This window comes from Tildeniella sp. (assembly GCF_059505325.1).
In genome coordinates this window covers 87515-102012 of record NZ_JCACKI010000006.1, presented here as the reverse complement: position 1 = coordinate 102012, position 14498 = coordinate 87515, and the positions used below count along the sequence as shown (strand labels likewise).

15 protein-coding genes and 2 tRNA genes are annotated in these 14498 nt (G+C 51.0%); 6 read left to right on the top strand and 11 right to left on the bottom strand.

The annotated features are described in order from the left end of the window. Positions 1–12 precede the first annotated feature (12 nt). Together AC5JO6_RS03195 and hisG are read right to left on the bottom strand one after the other, a co-directional pair. Positions 13–414 carry a fasciclin domain-containing protein gene (locus tag AC5JO6_RS03195; protein ID WP_496079586.1) on the bottom strand — a complete coding sequence of 134 codons (402 nt, stop codon included), beginning with the start codon at positions 412–414 and terminating at the stop codon, positions 13–15. A gap of 574 nt (positions 415–988) precedes the next feature. Then, positions 989–1633: an ATP phosphoribosyltransferase gene (hisG, locus tag AC5JO6_RS03190; protein ID WP_496079622.1), complete on the bottom strand. Its 645-nt coding sequence runs from the start codon at positions 1631–1633 to the stop codon at positions 989–991. Between the two features lie 82 nt (positions 1634–1715). Here hisG and rppA point away from each other — a divergent pair, with 82 nt between their 5' ends. Together rppA and AC5JO6_RS03180 are read left to right on the top strand one after the other, a co-directional pair. Continuing rightward, positions 1716–2414 carry a two-component system response regulator RppA gene (rppA, locus tag AC5JO6_RS03185; RefSeq protein WP_496079585.1) on the top strand — a complete coding sequence of 233 codons (699 nt, stop codon included), beginning with the start codon at positions 1716–1718 and terminating at the stop codon, positions 2412–2414. Between the two features lie 33 nt (positions 2415–2447). Next, on the top strand, positions 2448–2606 hold the full coding sequence (locus AC5JO6_RS03180; protein ID WP_496079584.1) for a hypothetical protein: 159 nt from the start codon (positions 2448–2450) through the stop codon (positions 2604–2606). A 144-nt stretch (positions 2607–2750) separates the two neighbouring features. Here the strand turns inward: AC5JO6_RS03180 and AC5JO6_RS03175 are convergent, their stop codons facing one another. The 3 genes from AC5JO6_RS03175 to moaC form a co-directional block, all read right to left on the bottom strand. Beyond that, positions 2751–4796, bottom strand: a complete 2046-nt coding sequence (locus tag AC5JO6_RS03175) for an alkaline phosphatase family protein (protein ID WP_496079583.1) — start codon at positions 4794–4796, stop codon at positions 2751–2753. Between the two features lie 313 nt (positions 4797–5109). Continuing rightward, a complete protein-coding gene (locus tag AC5JO6_RS03170) occupies positions 5110–5595 on the bottom strand; it encodes a hypothetical protein (RefSeq protein WP_496079582.1) in 486 nt (161 codons plus the stop codon). A 215-nt stretch (positions 5596–5810) separates the two neighbouring features. Next, entirely contained in the window at positions 5811–6344 is a 534-nt protein-coding gene (gene moaC, locus AC5JO6_RS03165) for a cyclic pyranopterin monophosphate synthase MoaC (RefSeq protein ID WP_496079581.1), read from the bottom strand. A 34-nt stretch (positions 6345–6378) separates the two neighbouring features. Here moaC and AC5JO6_RS03160 point away from each other — a divergent pair. Both AC5JO6_RS03160 and AC5JO6_RS03155 read left to right on the top strand, forming a co-directional pair. Then, positions 6379–6452, top strand: a tRNA-Arg gene (locus AC5JO6_RS03160). 117 nt (positions 6453–6569) lie between these two features. Then, positions 6570–7022, top strand: coding sequence for a gamma-glutamylcyclotransferase family protein (locus AC5JO6_RS03155; protein WP_496079580.1), 453 nt, complete (start codon positions 6570–6572; stop codon positions 7020–7022). Positions 7023–7050: 28 nt separating this feature from the next. Here the strand turns inward: AC5JO6_RS03155 and AC5JO6_RS03150 are convergent, their stop codons facing one another. From AC5JO6_RS03150 to AC5JO6_RS03140, 3 genes are all read right to left on the bottom strand, one after another. Continuing rightward, complete coding sequence (locus AC5JO6_RS03150) at positions 7051–7767, bottom strand: anti-sigma factor family protein (RefSeq protein WP_496079579.1); 717 nt, start codon at positions 7765–7767, stop codon at positions 7051–7053. An 83-nt stretch (positions 7768–7850) separates the two neighbouring features. Continuing rightward, entirely contained in the window at positions 7851–8507 is a 657-nt protein-coding gene (locus tag AC5JO6_RS03145; protein ID WP_496079578.1) for a sigma-70 family RNA polymerase sigma factor, read from the bottom strand. A 116-nt stretch (positions 8508–8623) separates the two neighbouring features. Next, complete coding sequence (locus AC5JO6_RS03140) at positions 8624–8797, bottom strand: QAALIT motif small membrane protein (RefSeq protein ID WP_496079577.1); 174 nt, start codon at positions 8795–8797, stop codon at positions 8624–8626. A 314-nt stretch (positions 8798–9111) separates the two neighbouring features. On the opposite strand from AC5JO6_RS03140, the gene AC5JO6_RS03135 reads away from it, so the two are divergent. Next, positions 9112–9699 carry a L,D-transpeptidase gene (locus AC5JO6_RS03135; RefSeq protein ID WP_496079576.1) on the top strand — a complete coding sequence of 196 codons (588 nt, stop codon included), beginning with the start codon at positions 9112–9114 and terminating at the stop codon, positions 9697–9699. A gap of 176 nt (positions 9700–9875) precedes the next feature. Here AC5JO6_RS03135 and AC5JO6_RS03130 read toward each other — a convergent pair whose 3' ends face one another. Together AC5JO6_RS03130 and AC5JO6_RS03125 are read right to left on the bottom strand one after the other, a co-directional pair. Next, positions 9876–10427: a late competence development ComFB family protein gene (locus AC5JO6_RS03130; RefSeq protein ID WP_496079575.1), complete on the bottom strand. Its 552-nt coding sequence runs from the start codon at positions 10425–10427 to the stop codon at positions 9876–9878. Positions 10428–10531: 104 nt separating this feature from the next. Further along, complete coding sequence (locus AC5JO6_RS03125; protein ID WP_496079574.1) at positions 10532–11482, bottom strand: M23 family metallopeptidase; 951 nt, start codon at positions 11480–11482, stop codon at positions 10532–10534. A gap of 519 nt (positions 11483–12001) precedes the next feature. Between AC5JO6_RS03125 and AC5JO6_RS03120 the strand changes: the two genes are divergently transcribed. Then, positions 12002–14341 (top strand): monovalent cation:proton antiporter family protein, encoded by a 2340-nt coding sequence (locus AC5JO6_RS03120; protein WP_496079573.1) that lies wholly within the window; start codon positions 12002–12004, stop codon positions 14339–14341. A gap of 13 nt (positions 14342–14354) precedes the next feature. Here AC5JO6_RS03120 and AC5JO6_RS03115 read toward each other — a convergent pair. Then, positions 14355–14426: transfer RNA gene (locus AC5JO6_RS03115), tRNA-Lys, on the bottom strand. Positions 14427–14498 lie beyond the last annotated feature (72 nt).

The following is a 14498-nucleotide window of genomic DNA, read 5'->3' as shown; positions in this document are numbered from 1 at the left end:
ATAAGCGATCGCTTATGCGGGCATTAACACTGTGTCAATGATGTGGATAACGCCATTGTCAGCCGCAACATCAGGAGTTGAAACGGTAGATTCATTGATTTTAACACCGTTAGAAGCGTCAATTTTCACATCTGAACCTTGAACGGTAGTCGCCGACTTCAGCTTAACGACATCAGCCGCCATCACTTTGCCAGAAACAACGTGATAGGTCAGGATTTGCTTGAGTTTAGGAAGATCCTTAAGCAAGCTATCAACGGTTCCAGCAGGGAGCTTAGCAAAGGCTTCGTCGGTAGGAGCAAAAACGGTGAAAGGACCTTTTCCTTTCAGAGTTGTGACCAAATCAGCAGCTTTCAAAGCAGCAGCCAAAGTGGTAAAAGAACCAGCATTAACAGCAGTATCGATGATATCAGCCATGTGTTTTACCTAAGATTGTGTGTCTGTAAACAATTATAAACCACTTATCAATAAAATAGTGCGATCGCTACAAATTGACCTGATCTCTTTAGTCTGATGCGCTATTACACTGAGTACTTTTATACATGCATTAGATATATTTTCTACATCTTAAAAAGAGATTAACCTCGGATAAAAAACAATAAAAACATCTCTCTATAGGCTGAGTTGGAATAAGAACTTGAGTTATTTATCAATACAAAATCTGGCTTAAAAACAAATAGGCGATAATTGATCAAAAGCATAATTTTTTAAGCGGTTGGTATGCTTTGATCGAGCTTTAATGTGCAGTGACTGCTGATTGACTGACAAAACTCAATCGCCCTCACCTCCAACCCCTCTCTCAGCGGACGAGTGCTGTTTGGGCAACAGTGCAAAAGATTTGTCAGTCAACCAGACCCCAACTCTTTTGTTGATTGCCTACACTCCGCACCATGGCTGCATTGAACCTAAGAATGCGGCGCAATTGCAGCCTTTCCCAGCCAGTGCGATCGCATCTGTTGATGTTTTAGATCGATTAGTTGCTTTAGCTGCTTCAGGCAGCGATCGTCACCTGCGATCGCACTTTCTCAATCCACTCATGCAGACCATCGGTATTCAGGCGATAGCTGAGCGGGTGTGCGATCAGGCGTGCGGTGCTCTCAAAGAGAAGATCGGTTTCAACCAAGCCGTTTTCGCGCAGCGTGGTGCCAGTAGCGACCAAATCGACGATCGCCTCTGACATTCCTGTGATGGGTCCCAACTCGACCGAGCCGTAGAGCGGCACAATTTCTACAGGCAAATCCAAACTATCAAAATACTCGCGGGCACAGTGGACAAACTTCGACGCAACTCGTCCGTAAAGTGGCAACTCTAACGCCGATCGATAGGGGCTAGACTGCTTTACTGCTACCGACATGCGGCATTTGCCAAAGCCTAAATCTACTAGATGTGCGACAGGGGGCGTTTTCTCGCGCAGCACATCGTAGCCAATAATGCCTAACTGCGCCTGACCATACTCCACATAGACTGGCACATCGTAATTCCTTACCAGCAGCGCCTTAGCTGTGCCTGTTGGGTCTGTAATTTGCAGCAGCCGATTGGTTGGATCGAGGAAAGCGCTGAAGTCTAGCCCAACAGCTTGCAGCAAGCGAATGCTGTCGGATAAAAGAGCGCCTTTGGGGAGTGCAACGGTGATCATAACGAGCGTTTGGCTATCAGCAGACATCGAACAGCACGATAATAATAGCTGAAAGCTGATGTCTAAAAGGCTAATCGCTTCTATGCGGATTCTCTTGGTGGATGACGAAGTCGAAATGGCAGATCCCTTGAGCCTCCTTTTGACGCGCGAAGGCTATGCAGTGGATGTAGCGTATGACGGCGATCGCGGCAACCAGTTAGCACAACAGGGACACTATGACCTGTTGATTCTGGACTGGATGCTGCCTCGTTACTCTGGGTTGGAAATTTGCCAGCAGTTGCGATCGCGTGGTGATACTACTCCTGTCTTATTTCTGACAGCAAAGGATACCGTTGACGATCGTGTGCAGGGTTTAGACGCAGGAGCCGACGATTACATCATTAAACCGTTTGAACTGCGAGAGTTACTTGCCAGAGTGCGAGCACTGCTGCGTCGTCCACCCTCTTTGGAGCAAGTTACGCCAACTCAACGGCTGCACGTGGACGATTTGGAACTCGATCTGAGCAATCAGCTTGCCTACCGACAGGGACGGGCGATCGAGCTGTCCGAAAAAGAAACGCAGCTACTCGAATACCTGATGCGACACCCCAACCAGATCCTCACGCATGAGCAAATTCACCAATATCTCTGGGGCGATGGCGCTGAAAAACCAACCAGCAACGCCCTCGCTGCACAAGTCCGGCTACTGCGACGCAAAATCGAAGCCGATGGCGAACCACCCTTGATTAACACCGTCTATGGCAGAGGCTATCGCTTTGGGTTTCCGACAGAATCACTCTAATGTATGGACACTGTCTTGTAGAGGAGAATTTTCATGCGATCGTTCATAGCATCTAGCCTTCTGGCGTTGACAAGTCTAGCAGGATTCGTCCCTCAGACACAGGCTCAACCTCGCATCAACTTTGAAACGCAAGGCTGCGAACGAACCAGTGAAGTGAACGCAATGGCTTGCGATCGACCGCATCACCTGTAGTACAAACCTTCTCGAAAATTTAAAGGCGCAATGGCTTCTAGCGATTATCTAGAAGCCATTGCACGTTACGTTGTTGAGAGCCTCTACTGCATCATGCAGCTCAAAAATGGGACTGGAGCCACTCGCGTTTCGATCGAGAATTCATCAAGAACCAAGCTTCAGATCCTTACCCTGCACTGTAGAAGCCGACTCCACGCCCAACAACTTGTTAATCGTTGGGACAACATCAATGTTACGCACCTGTTGCAGCTTGCCACGACGGATATCTGGACCCGCCGCAAAGAAAATGGCGCTCATATTGAGCGTGTTGGGATCATAACCGTGTGCGCCATAGAAGTTTGGCACGGAAAGCACGGGAGGAGTTGCTGGCGCGTCGCCTAAGCGCTGTATAACAGGGGACTGTATACCGTCAAAGTTGTAGCCTTGTACCATCGTTGCGAAGACATCACCTGAATCTTGACCAATAAAGTTATTGGTGCTTAAGCCGAAGGATGGATCGTTCACGTCAGCCGGGATGGGACGAGCGTAGATTTTGTCAAAGATTGGCTTGTCACGCTTCGTGTAGTTTGGGTTTGTCTCCACAAAGTCCTCGAGGATTTTGACGATTTGCTTCTGCAACACGACATACTCGTCTGGAGTGACGATGCCATCTGGTTCGCGCCCTTTGAGATTGATGTAAATGTGGGTAGCAGGTCCAGACGTAATCGCGCGAACTTTGGTGGAGTCGATCCCGTTGTTTCTCAAGAGAGTGTTGAAATCAACGGCTGTGTGAAACGGCGCAAACCCGTGATCAGAGACGACAATGATGTTGCTCTTGGGTGTGCCGTTGCGAGTTGTACCCACTGTGTCAATGATGCGCTGCACAGAGCTGTTAGCCACTCGGTAAGCGGTTTGAACGTAGGTTTGATAACGTGCAATTTTTGCCTGATCTTGTCCAGCACCGATCGTATTAGGATCGGTAATAGTCGTCGCTTGCCGTGGATCGATCGCCAAAAACTGGTGTTCGGAACCATCGGGCTGCTCAATGTATGTCAGCACCAAATCAGCATCGGGAGTTCTGGCGATCGCGCGCAAAATAACGCGAGTCTGGTAATCCACAAAGGTGCGTACCAGATCTTCGTAGATTGCTTCTAAGTCGGCATCAGGAAAATCAGTAAAGCCAGGGCTGAGTCGCTCTGGAATGCGGAAGTCTGGCTGGGGTGCCCAGAAGCCAACATTGTTGTTGATGTCATCTACATCTGCCAGCACTGCCGCATTCCTGGGAATAGAGTTGGCAGAGTAACGGGCAATTCTAACGGTTGCTAAATCTGGCGCAAGCGTACTCACGTAGAACCCGGTGCCTGCTTTGCTAGCACTGCCTTCCAGATAAAAAAGAGCGGAAGTGCGATCGCTCGCCTTGACGTATGCTGGTCCGGTTGCAGGCAGGCTGAAGGGTCCGGGCTGAATACCTGCGGTTGTGTCAAAGAAAACCAGCGTATCGTAGTTACCCGCGCCATCGTCGGTCGTATCGAGTGCGGCTACCTGGATGGTGTAGTTTACAGTGCCGATCGGAAACGTATCCAAAGGGGTCGTTTTCTGCAAAATGGGGCTGTAAGAGCGTTTACCCGCCGCTTCAAGTTGGCTAATCGTCTGACCAGGTGCAGGCGTAAAATCGGTCGCTGTCAGGCTAAAACCTCTAGCGCCTTGTCCTGCGAACGCTCCAAACGGTACGGTGTAATCGACGGTGCGATCGGCGGCGGCTTGAAGCACAGGGGTACCTGCACCAGCCAGCGTGATTTCAGCACCATCAGCACCAGGGAACGTTGCAGCAACAACTTTCTTACCGTTCTGTCTCAGCTTCACCCAGATTGGCTCTGCAAGGGGTGGGGCGGCGGGTCCAACGGGCTTCACAGAGTAACCACCGATCGGAGCCGCAAAACCGCTCACGTTACGGGCGAAGGGACTGGCAACGAGATGAAAGCTGTTGGAAACCACATCGGTTTTGACCGTTGTGGAACCTGTGCCGATGCTCACGTGGCAGGCAGCCGTCAACGATGGATTGCAGGTCACGTTTCGCTGTGCTGCAATACCCCGACGTTTGAGCAACCCTAAGCCTGTGTTGGAGTCGAGAATTCCGGTTTTTAAATAGTCATTAATTAAACCAGGCGTTGCACCATCTAATGAAATGAGAATGACCTTTGGTTTGGGCACGCCTGAACCTTGGGCAATAACTGCATGGGTGGTAACAACGAGAAAAAATACGCTAAAGATGACAGCTAATAAACGTCTAAATGAATGGCGGCTCCAGAATTGATCAACCGAACGCAATGCTGTTGTTAACGTACAGGAGATGCTTTGTATCCACCTAATTTGACCGAACCCATGCGAGTCTTTGCTGCTCATTACAGTTGCCACATTCTAAAATGCCTGAACAGTTCAACACACTATCAGCAATGAGTTAAGCAGACGCTATGAAAGTATTAACGATCGCCCTTGATTGTGCTGCTTCAGTTGCGATCGCCCTTCAATCGCGGTCTTCTGGAATGGCTAGCGGATTGGGTGCACTGGGTGCAATGGTCGAGGCGTTACCAGGCGAGAGCTGGACACTGGCAGGGCGACCGATCGGGCTTGGCGCAGGACTAGCACCGGGCTGTGGGACAGGCTTAGTCGGTGATGGTGTGCTAGTAGGCGTGGACTGAGGCTTGGGAGTGGCTGTTGAAGTTGAGTCATCATCATCTACCGTTGGGCTTGGCTGCGAAACCGATCGCGGCACACCGCGAGATGGCACAAGATTGGTAGCTTTCCTACCGCATAGACTACGGAGATCTCTCAACTGACCGTTTAGCTGGATGTAACAGATTGGCATGATTGCGTTGGCAGATGATTCACTGAGACGTGGCGGTATCGTCTGGTTTGCAGGAGCGGGCAACGGTTGGCTGCGAACCAGTACAGCAATGAGTGTGGTCAGTGCAGCGATGGGTGCCGTCAGGTAAAAGAAGCGTCTCAGCATAAGCGCAACGGTACAGACAAAGAATGTGTTGTTGCAATGTCACCGTCTAGAGTATAAGCAGCTTTCTAAACGTCTAGAGTATAGGCAGCTTTCTAAATCTCTCCCACTCAGGAGCAGAACCTAGAACTGAATCGGTAAGTCGGTAGCCCTAATTGATTGTAAGAAAGCCGAAGGGGGTTTCACCCCATCTACCCCCAAAATCATCTTTAGTTTAATCACGCCCAGCTACTGATTGTCGGATGGCATTGATAGTCTCCCGACTTGCCGCCAGTTTTACTGAGCAAATGGATGTTTTCGATTTGCATCGCTTTATCCAAGGCTTTTGCCATGTCGTAGAGCGTGAGAGCCGCAACAGCAACGGCTGTGAGTGCCTCCATTTCTACACCCGTTTCAGCTTTCGTCTTCACGATCGCCTGAATACGATAACCCGGTAAGTCAGGAGACGGCAGCAAATCTACTTCAACTTTGTGCAACGGCAGCGGGTGACAAAGAGGAATCAGTTGAGCGGTTTGTTTGGCTGCCATGATGCCTGCTAATCTGGCAGTGCCTAAGACATCACCTTTAGGCGCATTGCCCGCCGCGATCGCCGCAAAGGTTTCGGGCAGCATTCGCACCTGTCCCACCGCGATCGCCTCTCGAACGGTCTGCTGCTTCAAGGAAACATCAACCATTTGCGCCTGTCCCTGTGCATCCAGATGCGTCAGCGGTTGGCTGACAGCAGCAGCCGTATCAGAGGAGTTTTGTGTCATTGTGGCAGAGTATGGTAGTATAGTGTTCTTGCAAGGGCTTGTAGCTCAGTGGACTAGAGCACGCGGCTACGAACCGCGGTGTCGGGGGTTCGAATCCCTCCTAGCCCGTTCACACATCATATCAACGCATGATTTACACTGCTAATTGAACGGCATGGTGACTGTATCCCACCGTGCCATTCCACATGTATGGACGTGTGTTGTGAGATCATTGCAAGTCGAAAAATGCTGTCAAGCTTAGACAAAGCAGTGATTCACGTCTTCGTCTACGGCACCTTGAAGCGAGGAGAGGTAAACCATCATGTGTGTTCCAGCCACATTGTGCAGTCACGCCCCGCGATCGCTCAAGGATGTCTGTATACCTTACCCTTCGGCTACCCAGCAATGACGCTGGAAGCGGGCATTGTGCAGGGAGAACTCTTATCCTTTGCACATTCAGACATTCTCGACTGCCTGGATGCCTTTGAACGACACGACCCGGAAGAATTTTCTCGTTGTGCTCCCAGTCAACGTCTAGAGCAACATGCATACGAGCGGAGCACGATCGCCACATACGATACAGCCCAACGCTTCTTGAGTCTAGCCTGGGCATACTTAATGACCAGAGAACAGACACTTGCGCTGGGCGGCATCTTACTACCCGACGGACGCTGGCACCAGACGCACATCGTAAACTAGGCAACCATCGCTGCTCAAATGATTCTGTTTAGCGGGTGACTGTTCCAGGTGCAGAAGGTTTGGTCGCGTCTTTAAAGGCACCGTTTGGCACCACAACAGGTGTTTTGGGAATCTCTACCAGCGGCTTATCCAGTGCTACCAGCAGCGTTTCATTAGAGATCGCTTGAGGCGACTCGATCGCAGGCTGCTGTGAACCTTTGGCAAGTTGAGGCATGGGCGTTTGGCTCTCGGAGAAGAGGCTGCTCACAACTGCACCCACAACGAGCGCTGCAATGGCTGCACCACCCCACACCAGGGACTTTGGCTTGCGGTCTAGGCGGGTAAGCACCTGACTAACCAGTTGTTCCGTGGGTTGTGATGCGGTAGGCACAGGCATGGTTTGCAACCCATGACGCAACTTCAGCAAGCGACTGTGGAGACGCTGTACCGTTGGGTCATTGGCTAACCATTCCTCAACTTGCTTGCGTTCGAGGGCGGTTACTTCACCGTCCAAATAAGCACTTAGTAGCTCAAAGCGATCGCGCTGAATCAAGTTAGACGAGGATGAAGACGAATTTTGACCGTTCATGGGTGAGGGCTGATGGTTGTTGTTTGGAGGAGGATTGGAGGTCATTTCGGCACCACGTCGTGTGTTGAAAGAGCGCAGCATTCTATTAGAAGCGAACCAGTCAGATAGAAGCGAACCATTAGAAGCCAGTGAGTCAAACGCCAATCTGTAGCAAAAGCGAGTCGCGGGAAAAGTCATCTAGCCTGATCACCAGTAAACCTTGAATCACTCATAGAGGCGATAGTCTTAACGAAAAAATTAACTGCTTCCACAAGCCTTGGTTATGAGTTGCCATCTAAATAACGTTGAAGTTGAGACTGTAGCCTTAAACGTGCTCTGGCGATTCTGGACTTTACCGTACCTAACGATACACCTGTCAGTTCGGCAATTTCCTCATACGCCATTCCTTGAATTTCACGCAGCACAATCGTCGTACGAAAGACTTCTGGCAAATCTGCGATCGCCGATCGCAGTTGGTCGTAGAACTCTCTCGTCGTCAGATCCTCGTCTGGTCCAGGTGTCTCTGAGGCAATTTCCCAGTCCATTTCACCATCCTCAACGGCTAGGCGGGCATCCAGCGACAACGGATGTTTGTTGCGTTTGCGTTTACGCAGTTCGTCATAAAACAGGTTAGTCGCGATCCGGCTGAGCCAACCCCGAAATTTGATCGGCTCTTGTAAGCGCTTGATATTCCGATACACCCGAATCCACACCTCTTGCACGAGATCGGAACGATCTTGCCAGTCGGGAGCCAGGTGATAAAGTACTCGCTCAACATGAGGCTGATAGCGACGGAGCAACTCTGCAAAGGCAGCTTTCTCTGGACGGTGCCCAGCCTGACATTGTAGCACCAGATCAACATTAGAAAGCTTTTCGGCTGACACAGGGGGATCGATCGCCCTAATCGATGACCAGGAGGCAGAAACAGACTGATTCATGGATGGCTTCGCTTCTCAGACATTCCATGTTTCGTGACGCGTTCGGCTCTCGCGAAGTTCCCACCAGAACACCTTGATGGTTGCCATTGTTTAATGGTTTCAATTAAACGTGCTTTTTACTGAAACAAACTCCACAAAGAGCGGCGATCGTCCTGCGCCTTGGCAACGTAGACAGGATAGTCGGTTAATTGGGCAATAACGGTTGGCTGCTTCGTCGTCTGGACGCTCATGCCAATAAACAAATTGAGCGAGAACGTGATGGTCGCAGCTAGTAGTAACTTCTCAAACATATCCACTCCTCTTGCCTTCGGTCGAAATCACACGGTTCACTCGTGGAATTAAGCTTAGTTACACCGCACTCAACTTAGATTCCCGAATCCACCTACACACTTCAACGAAATCCCTGTCCATATTGTGCCCGTTCTGACGAAAGAATCCAGCCTCAAAAATCAAGATAGTATAAAGTCTGTGTGCAAATTTTTCTGGCACGCCGCTAATGTAGGGATGGTATTACTTTAGAGGCATCGTTAGATTGCTGCTGTCGGAGTAGATTGAAAGGGACGTGTCGGAGTAGATTAGAGAGAACGCCGTGAGGTAGGAGACGATGACTGCAACTGTTCGCGACGATCGCCTTTCTCGTAGTGTGATGTTTCTCTGTATTGGAACAGCGCTGTTGCTACTGGGCATTCAATGGCGAGCCTGGACAGCGAATGCTCAGAATACGCCGACTTTGAGCGTGCAGACGACAGTGGTTAAAAGCACCCAAAGCAACGACAGCAAAACAATCTCAACGCCCTCCAAAAGCAGCGCGAGGCTCACGATCGATTTGAGCGATCGACGGGTGCTTCTGTATCGAGAACAGCAACTCGTCACCAGTTATCCGATCGCGGTTGGACAGACGGGTTGGGAAACACCCCTCGGCTCTTTCCACATTCTGGAAATGCAGCGCGATCCCAAATGGCAGCATCCGATCACAGGCGAAGTGATCCCCCCAGGCTCTGCCAACCCGCTCGGCAAGCGATGGATTAGCTTTTTACATGAGGGGCGTGCTCACATTGGTTTTCACGGCACCAACCAGGAGGAACTGATTGGACAGGCTGTTTCGCATGGTTGCATCCGTATGCGAAACCGAGACGTGGTGGCACTGTACGACCAGGTGGAGCCAGGAACGCCTGTGAATGTTCGTCCATAGCTTGCTCAAGCTATGGACTGTAGACACAAAATCTTACTGAGAAACGTTCGGTGGTTGAAACCGTGACTACAACCACCCGTACGTCTGCATGGACTTATGGCAAGCGAGGGCTTGAACCTGCATCGGCAGGTTGGGTTTTTGTGGCTGCAACTTCAGTCGCCGAAGAGACGAGCTGGTTAATGCGACACACCTGGCTGTGGTTCAAAGCTCGGTGCGTATGCCTGGAGTAGAGCACTCACCTGGGTCAGAATTTCATCGCCAGAGTTCTTACCGATCGCCTGTCGTTCTGGGAAGAATTCAGGACGATCAAGGTTCCGGGCAATGGCTTCGCCCACTTGTTGGGCAATCAAGCCCTGGAGTTCTTCTTTTGCGCGTTGCCGCTGATAGGTTGCCCCTTCTTCGGTGGTGGCGTAGAGGGGCGGTAAGCGGTTGAGTGCATAGGCTGCAATGTCGCCTAAATCGAGGGTACGATCGCTCGTCGCCTCAATTTCAGCCACACGGGCGATCGCCTCTGTAAGCACCAGTTCTTCCATCACATTAATAAACTGCTTGCGGGGAACTGCCACCACTTCCCCTGTCAGTAGTGCTCCCATGAGTCGATCGAGCGACATATACTCTTCGATCGACAGTTCTGATGCCGTATCACAAATTCTGCCAACCTCTGCTTCCATCGCCGGAGTCAGGTAGCCGTCTTGCAACGCCTGCTCTACGATCTTTTCAATACTCATAATGCTTCTAAACTCCGCAGCGCCGTTTTTCGACGATTAGCCTTCAATCATCTTGCCCCAGAATCCACGTTCAGTATCAGCTTAATCGAGCTTCAAACATAAAGTTATTCAAACCGTTTGTTGCGCCAGGGTGACGGATCAACAGCCTGACCGTTGACATACAGTCCCCAGTGGAGGTGAGGACCCGTGGCAGCGCCTGTTCCACCTAAGGCACCAATCACCTGACCCGCTTTAACAAACTCCCCGTTCTTCACCAAAATTCGGCTTAAGTGTAAGAAAATACTCTCCACGCCCTGCCCGTGATCGATGCCAATGCAGTTGCCATGAATGACAAAGCCCTTCGACTCTTGACCCACCAGCGCAACTCGTCCAGCCGCAGGGGCAATGATAGGTGAACCGTAAGCTCCTGCGTAGTCTACGCCACGGTGATAATAATCATGCGCAAATTTGCCGTTGTAATACCGACGAACGCCGTAGATTGTCGTGATCGGTCCATTGTTGGGTTTGAGAAAGAGTCCACTCCAAAACTTTTCAGGCGTGACGAGTTTTTTGAAGGCATCGACGCGATCGAACTCGAAGTCTGACAAGTCCTGGTCTTTACCTGGAGGTAACCAGATTGACTGGGTAGGAAATTTGCGCCCCCGAAGCGGTAATCCCAGGAGACGAGTCTCGTTACCATCACTAATCCGAAGTTGCAGTACACCTGGTTTATCGAGTGGCGTTGTTGGCAGTAGCGCCCGAAAGCGATTGTTCCCGATCGGGAACGCGCTATAGGTACGTTTTCCCAGACTCACCGCTGGCGCTGTGTTACCAGGAGTATCAGATTCAACGGTTACAGAGAGGGTATCGCCCAGTTGAGGATTGTTCGGTACAACCTGGACTTGCAGTGCCCTGCCAGGAGAAGTGACCAACATTAGAGTTCCGATCGCCAGGGCTATGATCGCTGCCTGAATGAGGTTTTGAGCGTTGCGCTGTCGTTTAATAGGGCGCGTGCTGAGCGATCGTTTTGCAGGCGATCGACCGCAACTAAAAAGTATTTGCCACAGTTGCTTCATAAAATACGGAGTCGATGTAGCGTCAGCTTTATCGTGTTTTTTCCATGATTGGCAATGTTTCATCATGGGCAGATTTTGTTACTGACAGATAGAGTAGCGATCCTTAGCGCTTGTTTTCAAGGTAAGGGGAACGCTTCAGAGGATGTTTTAAAAGTCCAGATGCTTGTAGCCTTGGCGACTGAAGTCGCGGCTACAGGGACAAAACCTGCCTCCACAGGTTCCAAAATCCTCGTGTTGCGGTAGTCCGCGCAGGCGGACTTTGTCTACGTAGTCGCGGTTTTAACCGCCAGACACTTTTAAAACATCCTCTCAGGTTGAAAACAGGCACCAATGCAGATCAAAGTTTAAGGTGAAACTGCTGCATTAGCATCAGAACCTGGAATCGTAACGAGCAACGATCAAAGAATGGTGGTTTGTAGGGCGATCGCTGAGTCTTCTGACTCAACATACCCCCGCTTGTTCCAAAAAGTTTGTATTCTAAAATGAGAGCAAACGATACGTTTTTTAACATTAATTGCAGTGCAAGAAGATTTCAGGCTGATCGTTGATTTAGTCACAGTACTGGCAGCAGCAGCAGCAGGTGGCATTCTGGCGGCAGTGCTGCGGCAACCGATTCTGTTGGGTTACCTGTTGGCAGGCATGGTGGTTGGTCCAGCCGGACTGGGGCTGATCAAAGAGCTAGTCCAGGTGGAGACGCTGGCTCAGTTTGGAGTCGCCTTTCTGCTCTTTGCTCTGGGAGTTGAATTTTCTTTTTCAGAGCTAAAGAAAGTGAAGGGGATCAGCCTCGGCGGAGGCGGCTTGCAGATCGTGCTGACGATCGCGGTCACAGCGCTGGTATCGCTGGGCATGGGTTGGGTCACATCGCCTGCTCAGGGTGTCTTCCTGGGCGCAATTCTTTCGCTATCGTCCACTGCTGTTGTGCTGAAGTGCCTGATGGAGCGCAACGAAACCGCAACGCCTCACGGACAGGTGATGTTGGGCATTCTAGTCGTGCAAGATCTGGCGCTGGGCGTGATGCTGGCAGTGCTGCCAGCGCTCGACAAACCTGTAGAAGAAGTCGGGCTGGCGATCGGTTGGGCACTGCTGCAAACAGGTCTACTGGGATTAGGCGCAGTCATTGCAGGTATCTGGGTGATACCGCCGCTGCTGCGAATGCTGGCGCGTACAGAAAGTAAGGAACTCTTTCTCTTGGGTGTGGTGGCGATTTGTCTGGGCATTGCGCTACTGACGGAACACCTGGGGCTGTCGATCGAGATGGGTGCATTTGTGGCGGGACTGATGATCTCAGAGGTCGAGTACGCTGATCAAACCCTGAATTATGTCGAGCCGCTGCGTGATATTTTTGCCTGCCTGTTTTTCGCTGCGATCGGGATGTTGATTGATCCCACATTTCTGTGGAACAACCTGGAACTGATCCTGGGTCTGGTAGCGCTGGTCTTTGTAGGCAAATTTCTGATTGTGACCCCGCTGGTCGTGCTTTTTCGCTATCCCCTTAAAACCGCGTTGACGGCTGGCTTGGGGCTGGCGCAAATCGGGGAGTTTTCCTTTGTGCTGGCGAGTGAAGGGCAATCATTGGGCTTGGTATCTCGTCGCGTGTACCTGCTGATCTTAGGAACAACCGCCGTAACGCTGGTGCTGACACCATTTGTGCTGCGATTCATCCCTCAGCTTTTTGCTTGGGCAGAATCGCTCCCCTGGCTGAAAGACTATCTGGAGCGCACCGATGTTGCTCTGGAGATCGCCGATGATCTACCGACGCAAAACCATGTCGTGGTCTGCGGGTATGGGCAGGTAGGACGCAACATTGTGCAACTGCTGCGCGAACATAGCTATCCCGTGATTGTGATTGATCAATCGGAGCGTCGCATTCAGGAGGTGCGGGAGGCTGGAATTCCCTACGTCTATGGCAATGCGGCGAGTTTACACGTGCTGGAGAAGGCAGGGGTTGATACGGCACAGGGCATGGCGATCGCGCTTCCTGACCCGATGAGTACACGTCTTTGCCTCAAACGCTCTTTGGAACTGGCTCCCGATCTGGATGTGGTCGTGCTGGCAAATCAGGATAAAGATATTGAATTGCTCTACCAACTAGGCGCAAAAGAGGTTGTACAGCCTGAGTTTGAAGCCAGCCTGGAATTGTCATCTCATCTGCTGACGGGTATTGGCTTACCACTGCCTGTCATTCAGCGTGAAGTGCAGCAGATTCGCAATTCTCACTACCTGGATCTACGCACTGAAAAGCCGTCCTATCAGGTTTCACGAGAGCTTAAAGAAGCGACGCAAGACATGAATAACCGCTGGTATCCCCTGCCGATCGCCTCACCTTTGATTGGCATGACGGTAGAAGAAACCGACTTACGTCGTCTAACTGGTGTGAGCCTGATGGCAATCCGGCGGGCAGACGGCGAAGAACTCGATTATCCCGATGGGAAAACGGCTTTGCAGACGGGCGATCGCCTTTTGGTCGTCGGAGAAGCCACCGAAATTGCCGCCTTTGACGAACTAGCAAAAGGCGGAGCCGCTATTCCAACAGAAAATGCGTCGTGTCAGTGGCTGCTGGTGCCTGAGGGTAGCCCCGTTGTCGGCAAAACGCTGTCAGAACTACATATTCGACGGCAGTTTGGCGTGCTGATCCAGGCAATTCGCCGAGAAGGAAAGTTTATTCGCTTTCCGGATGGAGGTAGCGATTTGCAAATTGGCGATCGGTTATTGCTCTGCGGTGGTCTCTATGCGCTCAACCGAGCAAGCGAATGGATTGTGCCAGAGACAACCTCTACGCCTATGTTACCAGTGTCGATCGCTGCCGTTGGGGTAAGCGAATTAACACGAGAGACTGCATCCTCTGAGAACGACCACTGACGTGCTTCATTGATGGGTTGCCCGGGATTCGAACCCGGGACCAGTCGGTTAAAAGCCGAATGCTCTACCACTGAGCTAGCAACCCGTTGCTTTGTGTTGATTCAAACACCGCTTTTAAATCTAGCACAGATTTACGTATGCTTACCAGAGCGTATGT

Excerpts from the sequence above, each read along its gene's own strand:
- AC5JO6_RS03195 (WP_496079586.1), bottom strand. The coding sequence starts at position 414 with ATGGCTGATATCATCGATACTGCTGTTAATGCTGGTTCTTTTACCACT.
- hisG (WP_496079622.1), bottom strand. The coding sequence starts at position 1,633 with ATGATCACCGTTGCACTCCCCAAAGGCGCTCTTTTATCCGACAGCATT.
- rppA (WP_496079585.1), top strand. The coding sequence starts at position 1,716 with ATGCGGATTCTCTTGGTGGATGACGAAGTCGAAATGGCAGATCCCTTG.
- AC5JO6_RS03180 (WP_496079584.1), top strand. The coding sequence starts at position 2,448 with ATGCGATCGTTCATAGCATCTAGCCTTCTGGCGTTGACAAGTCTAGCA.
- AC5JO6_RS03170 (WP_496079582.1), bottom strand. The coding sequence starts at position 5,595 with ATGCTGAGACGCTTCTTTTACCTGACGGCACCCATCGCTGCACTGACC.
- moaC (WP_496079581.1), bottom strand. The coding sequence starts at position 6,344 with ATGACACAAAACTCCTCTGATACGGCTGCTGCTGTCAGCCAACCGCTG.
- AC5JO6_RS03155 (WP_496079580.1), top strand. The coding sequence starts at position 6,570 with ATGCTGTCAAGCTTAGACAAAGCAGTGATTCACGTCTTCGTCTACGGC.
- AC5JO6_RS03150 (WP_496079579.1), bottom strand. The coding sequence starts at position 7,767 with ATGACTTTTCCCGCGACTCGCTTTTGCTACAGATTGGCGTTTGACTCA.
- AC5JO6_RS03145 (WP_496079578.1), bottom strand. The coding sequence starts at position 8,507 with ATGAATCAGTCTGTTTCTGCCTCCTGGTCATCGATTAGGGCGATCGAT.
- AC5JO6_RS03140 (WP_496079577.1), bottom strand. The coding sequence starts at position 8,797 with ATGTTTGAGAAGTTACTACTAGCTGCGACCATCACGTTCTCGCTCAAT.
- AC5JO6_RS03135 (WP_496079576.1), top strand. The coding sequence starts at position 9,112 with ATGACTGCAACTGTTCGCGACGATCGCCTTTCTCGTAGTGTGATGTTT.
- AC5JO6_RS03130 (WP_496079575.1), bottom strand. The coding sequence starts at position 10,427 with ATGAGTATTGAAAAGATCGTAGAGCAGGCGTTGCAAGACGGCTACCTG.
- AC5JO6_RS03125 (WP_496079574.1), bottom strand. The coding sequence starts at position 11,482 with ATGAAGCAACTGTGGCAAATACTTTTTAGTTGCGGTCGATCGCCTGCA.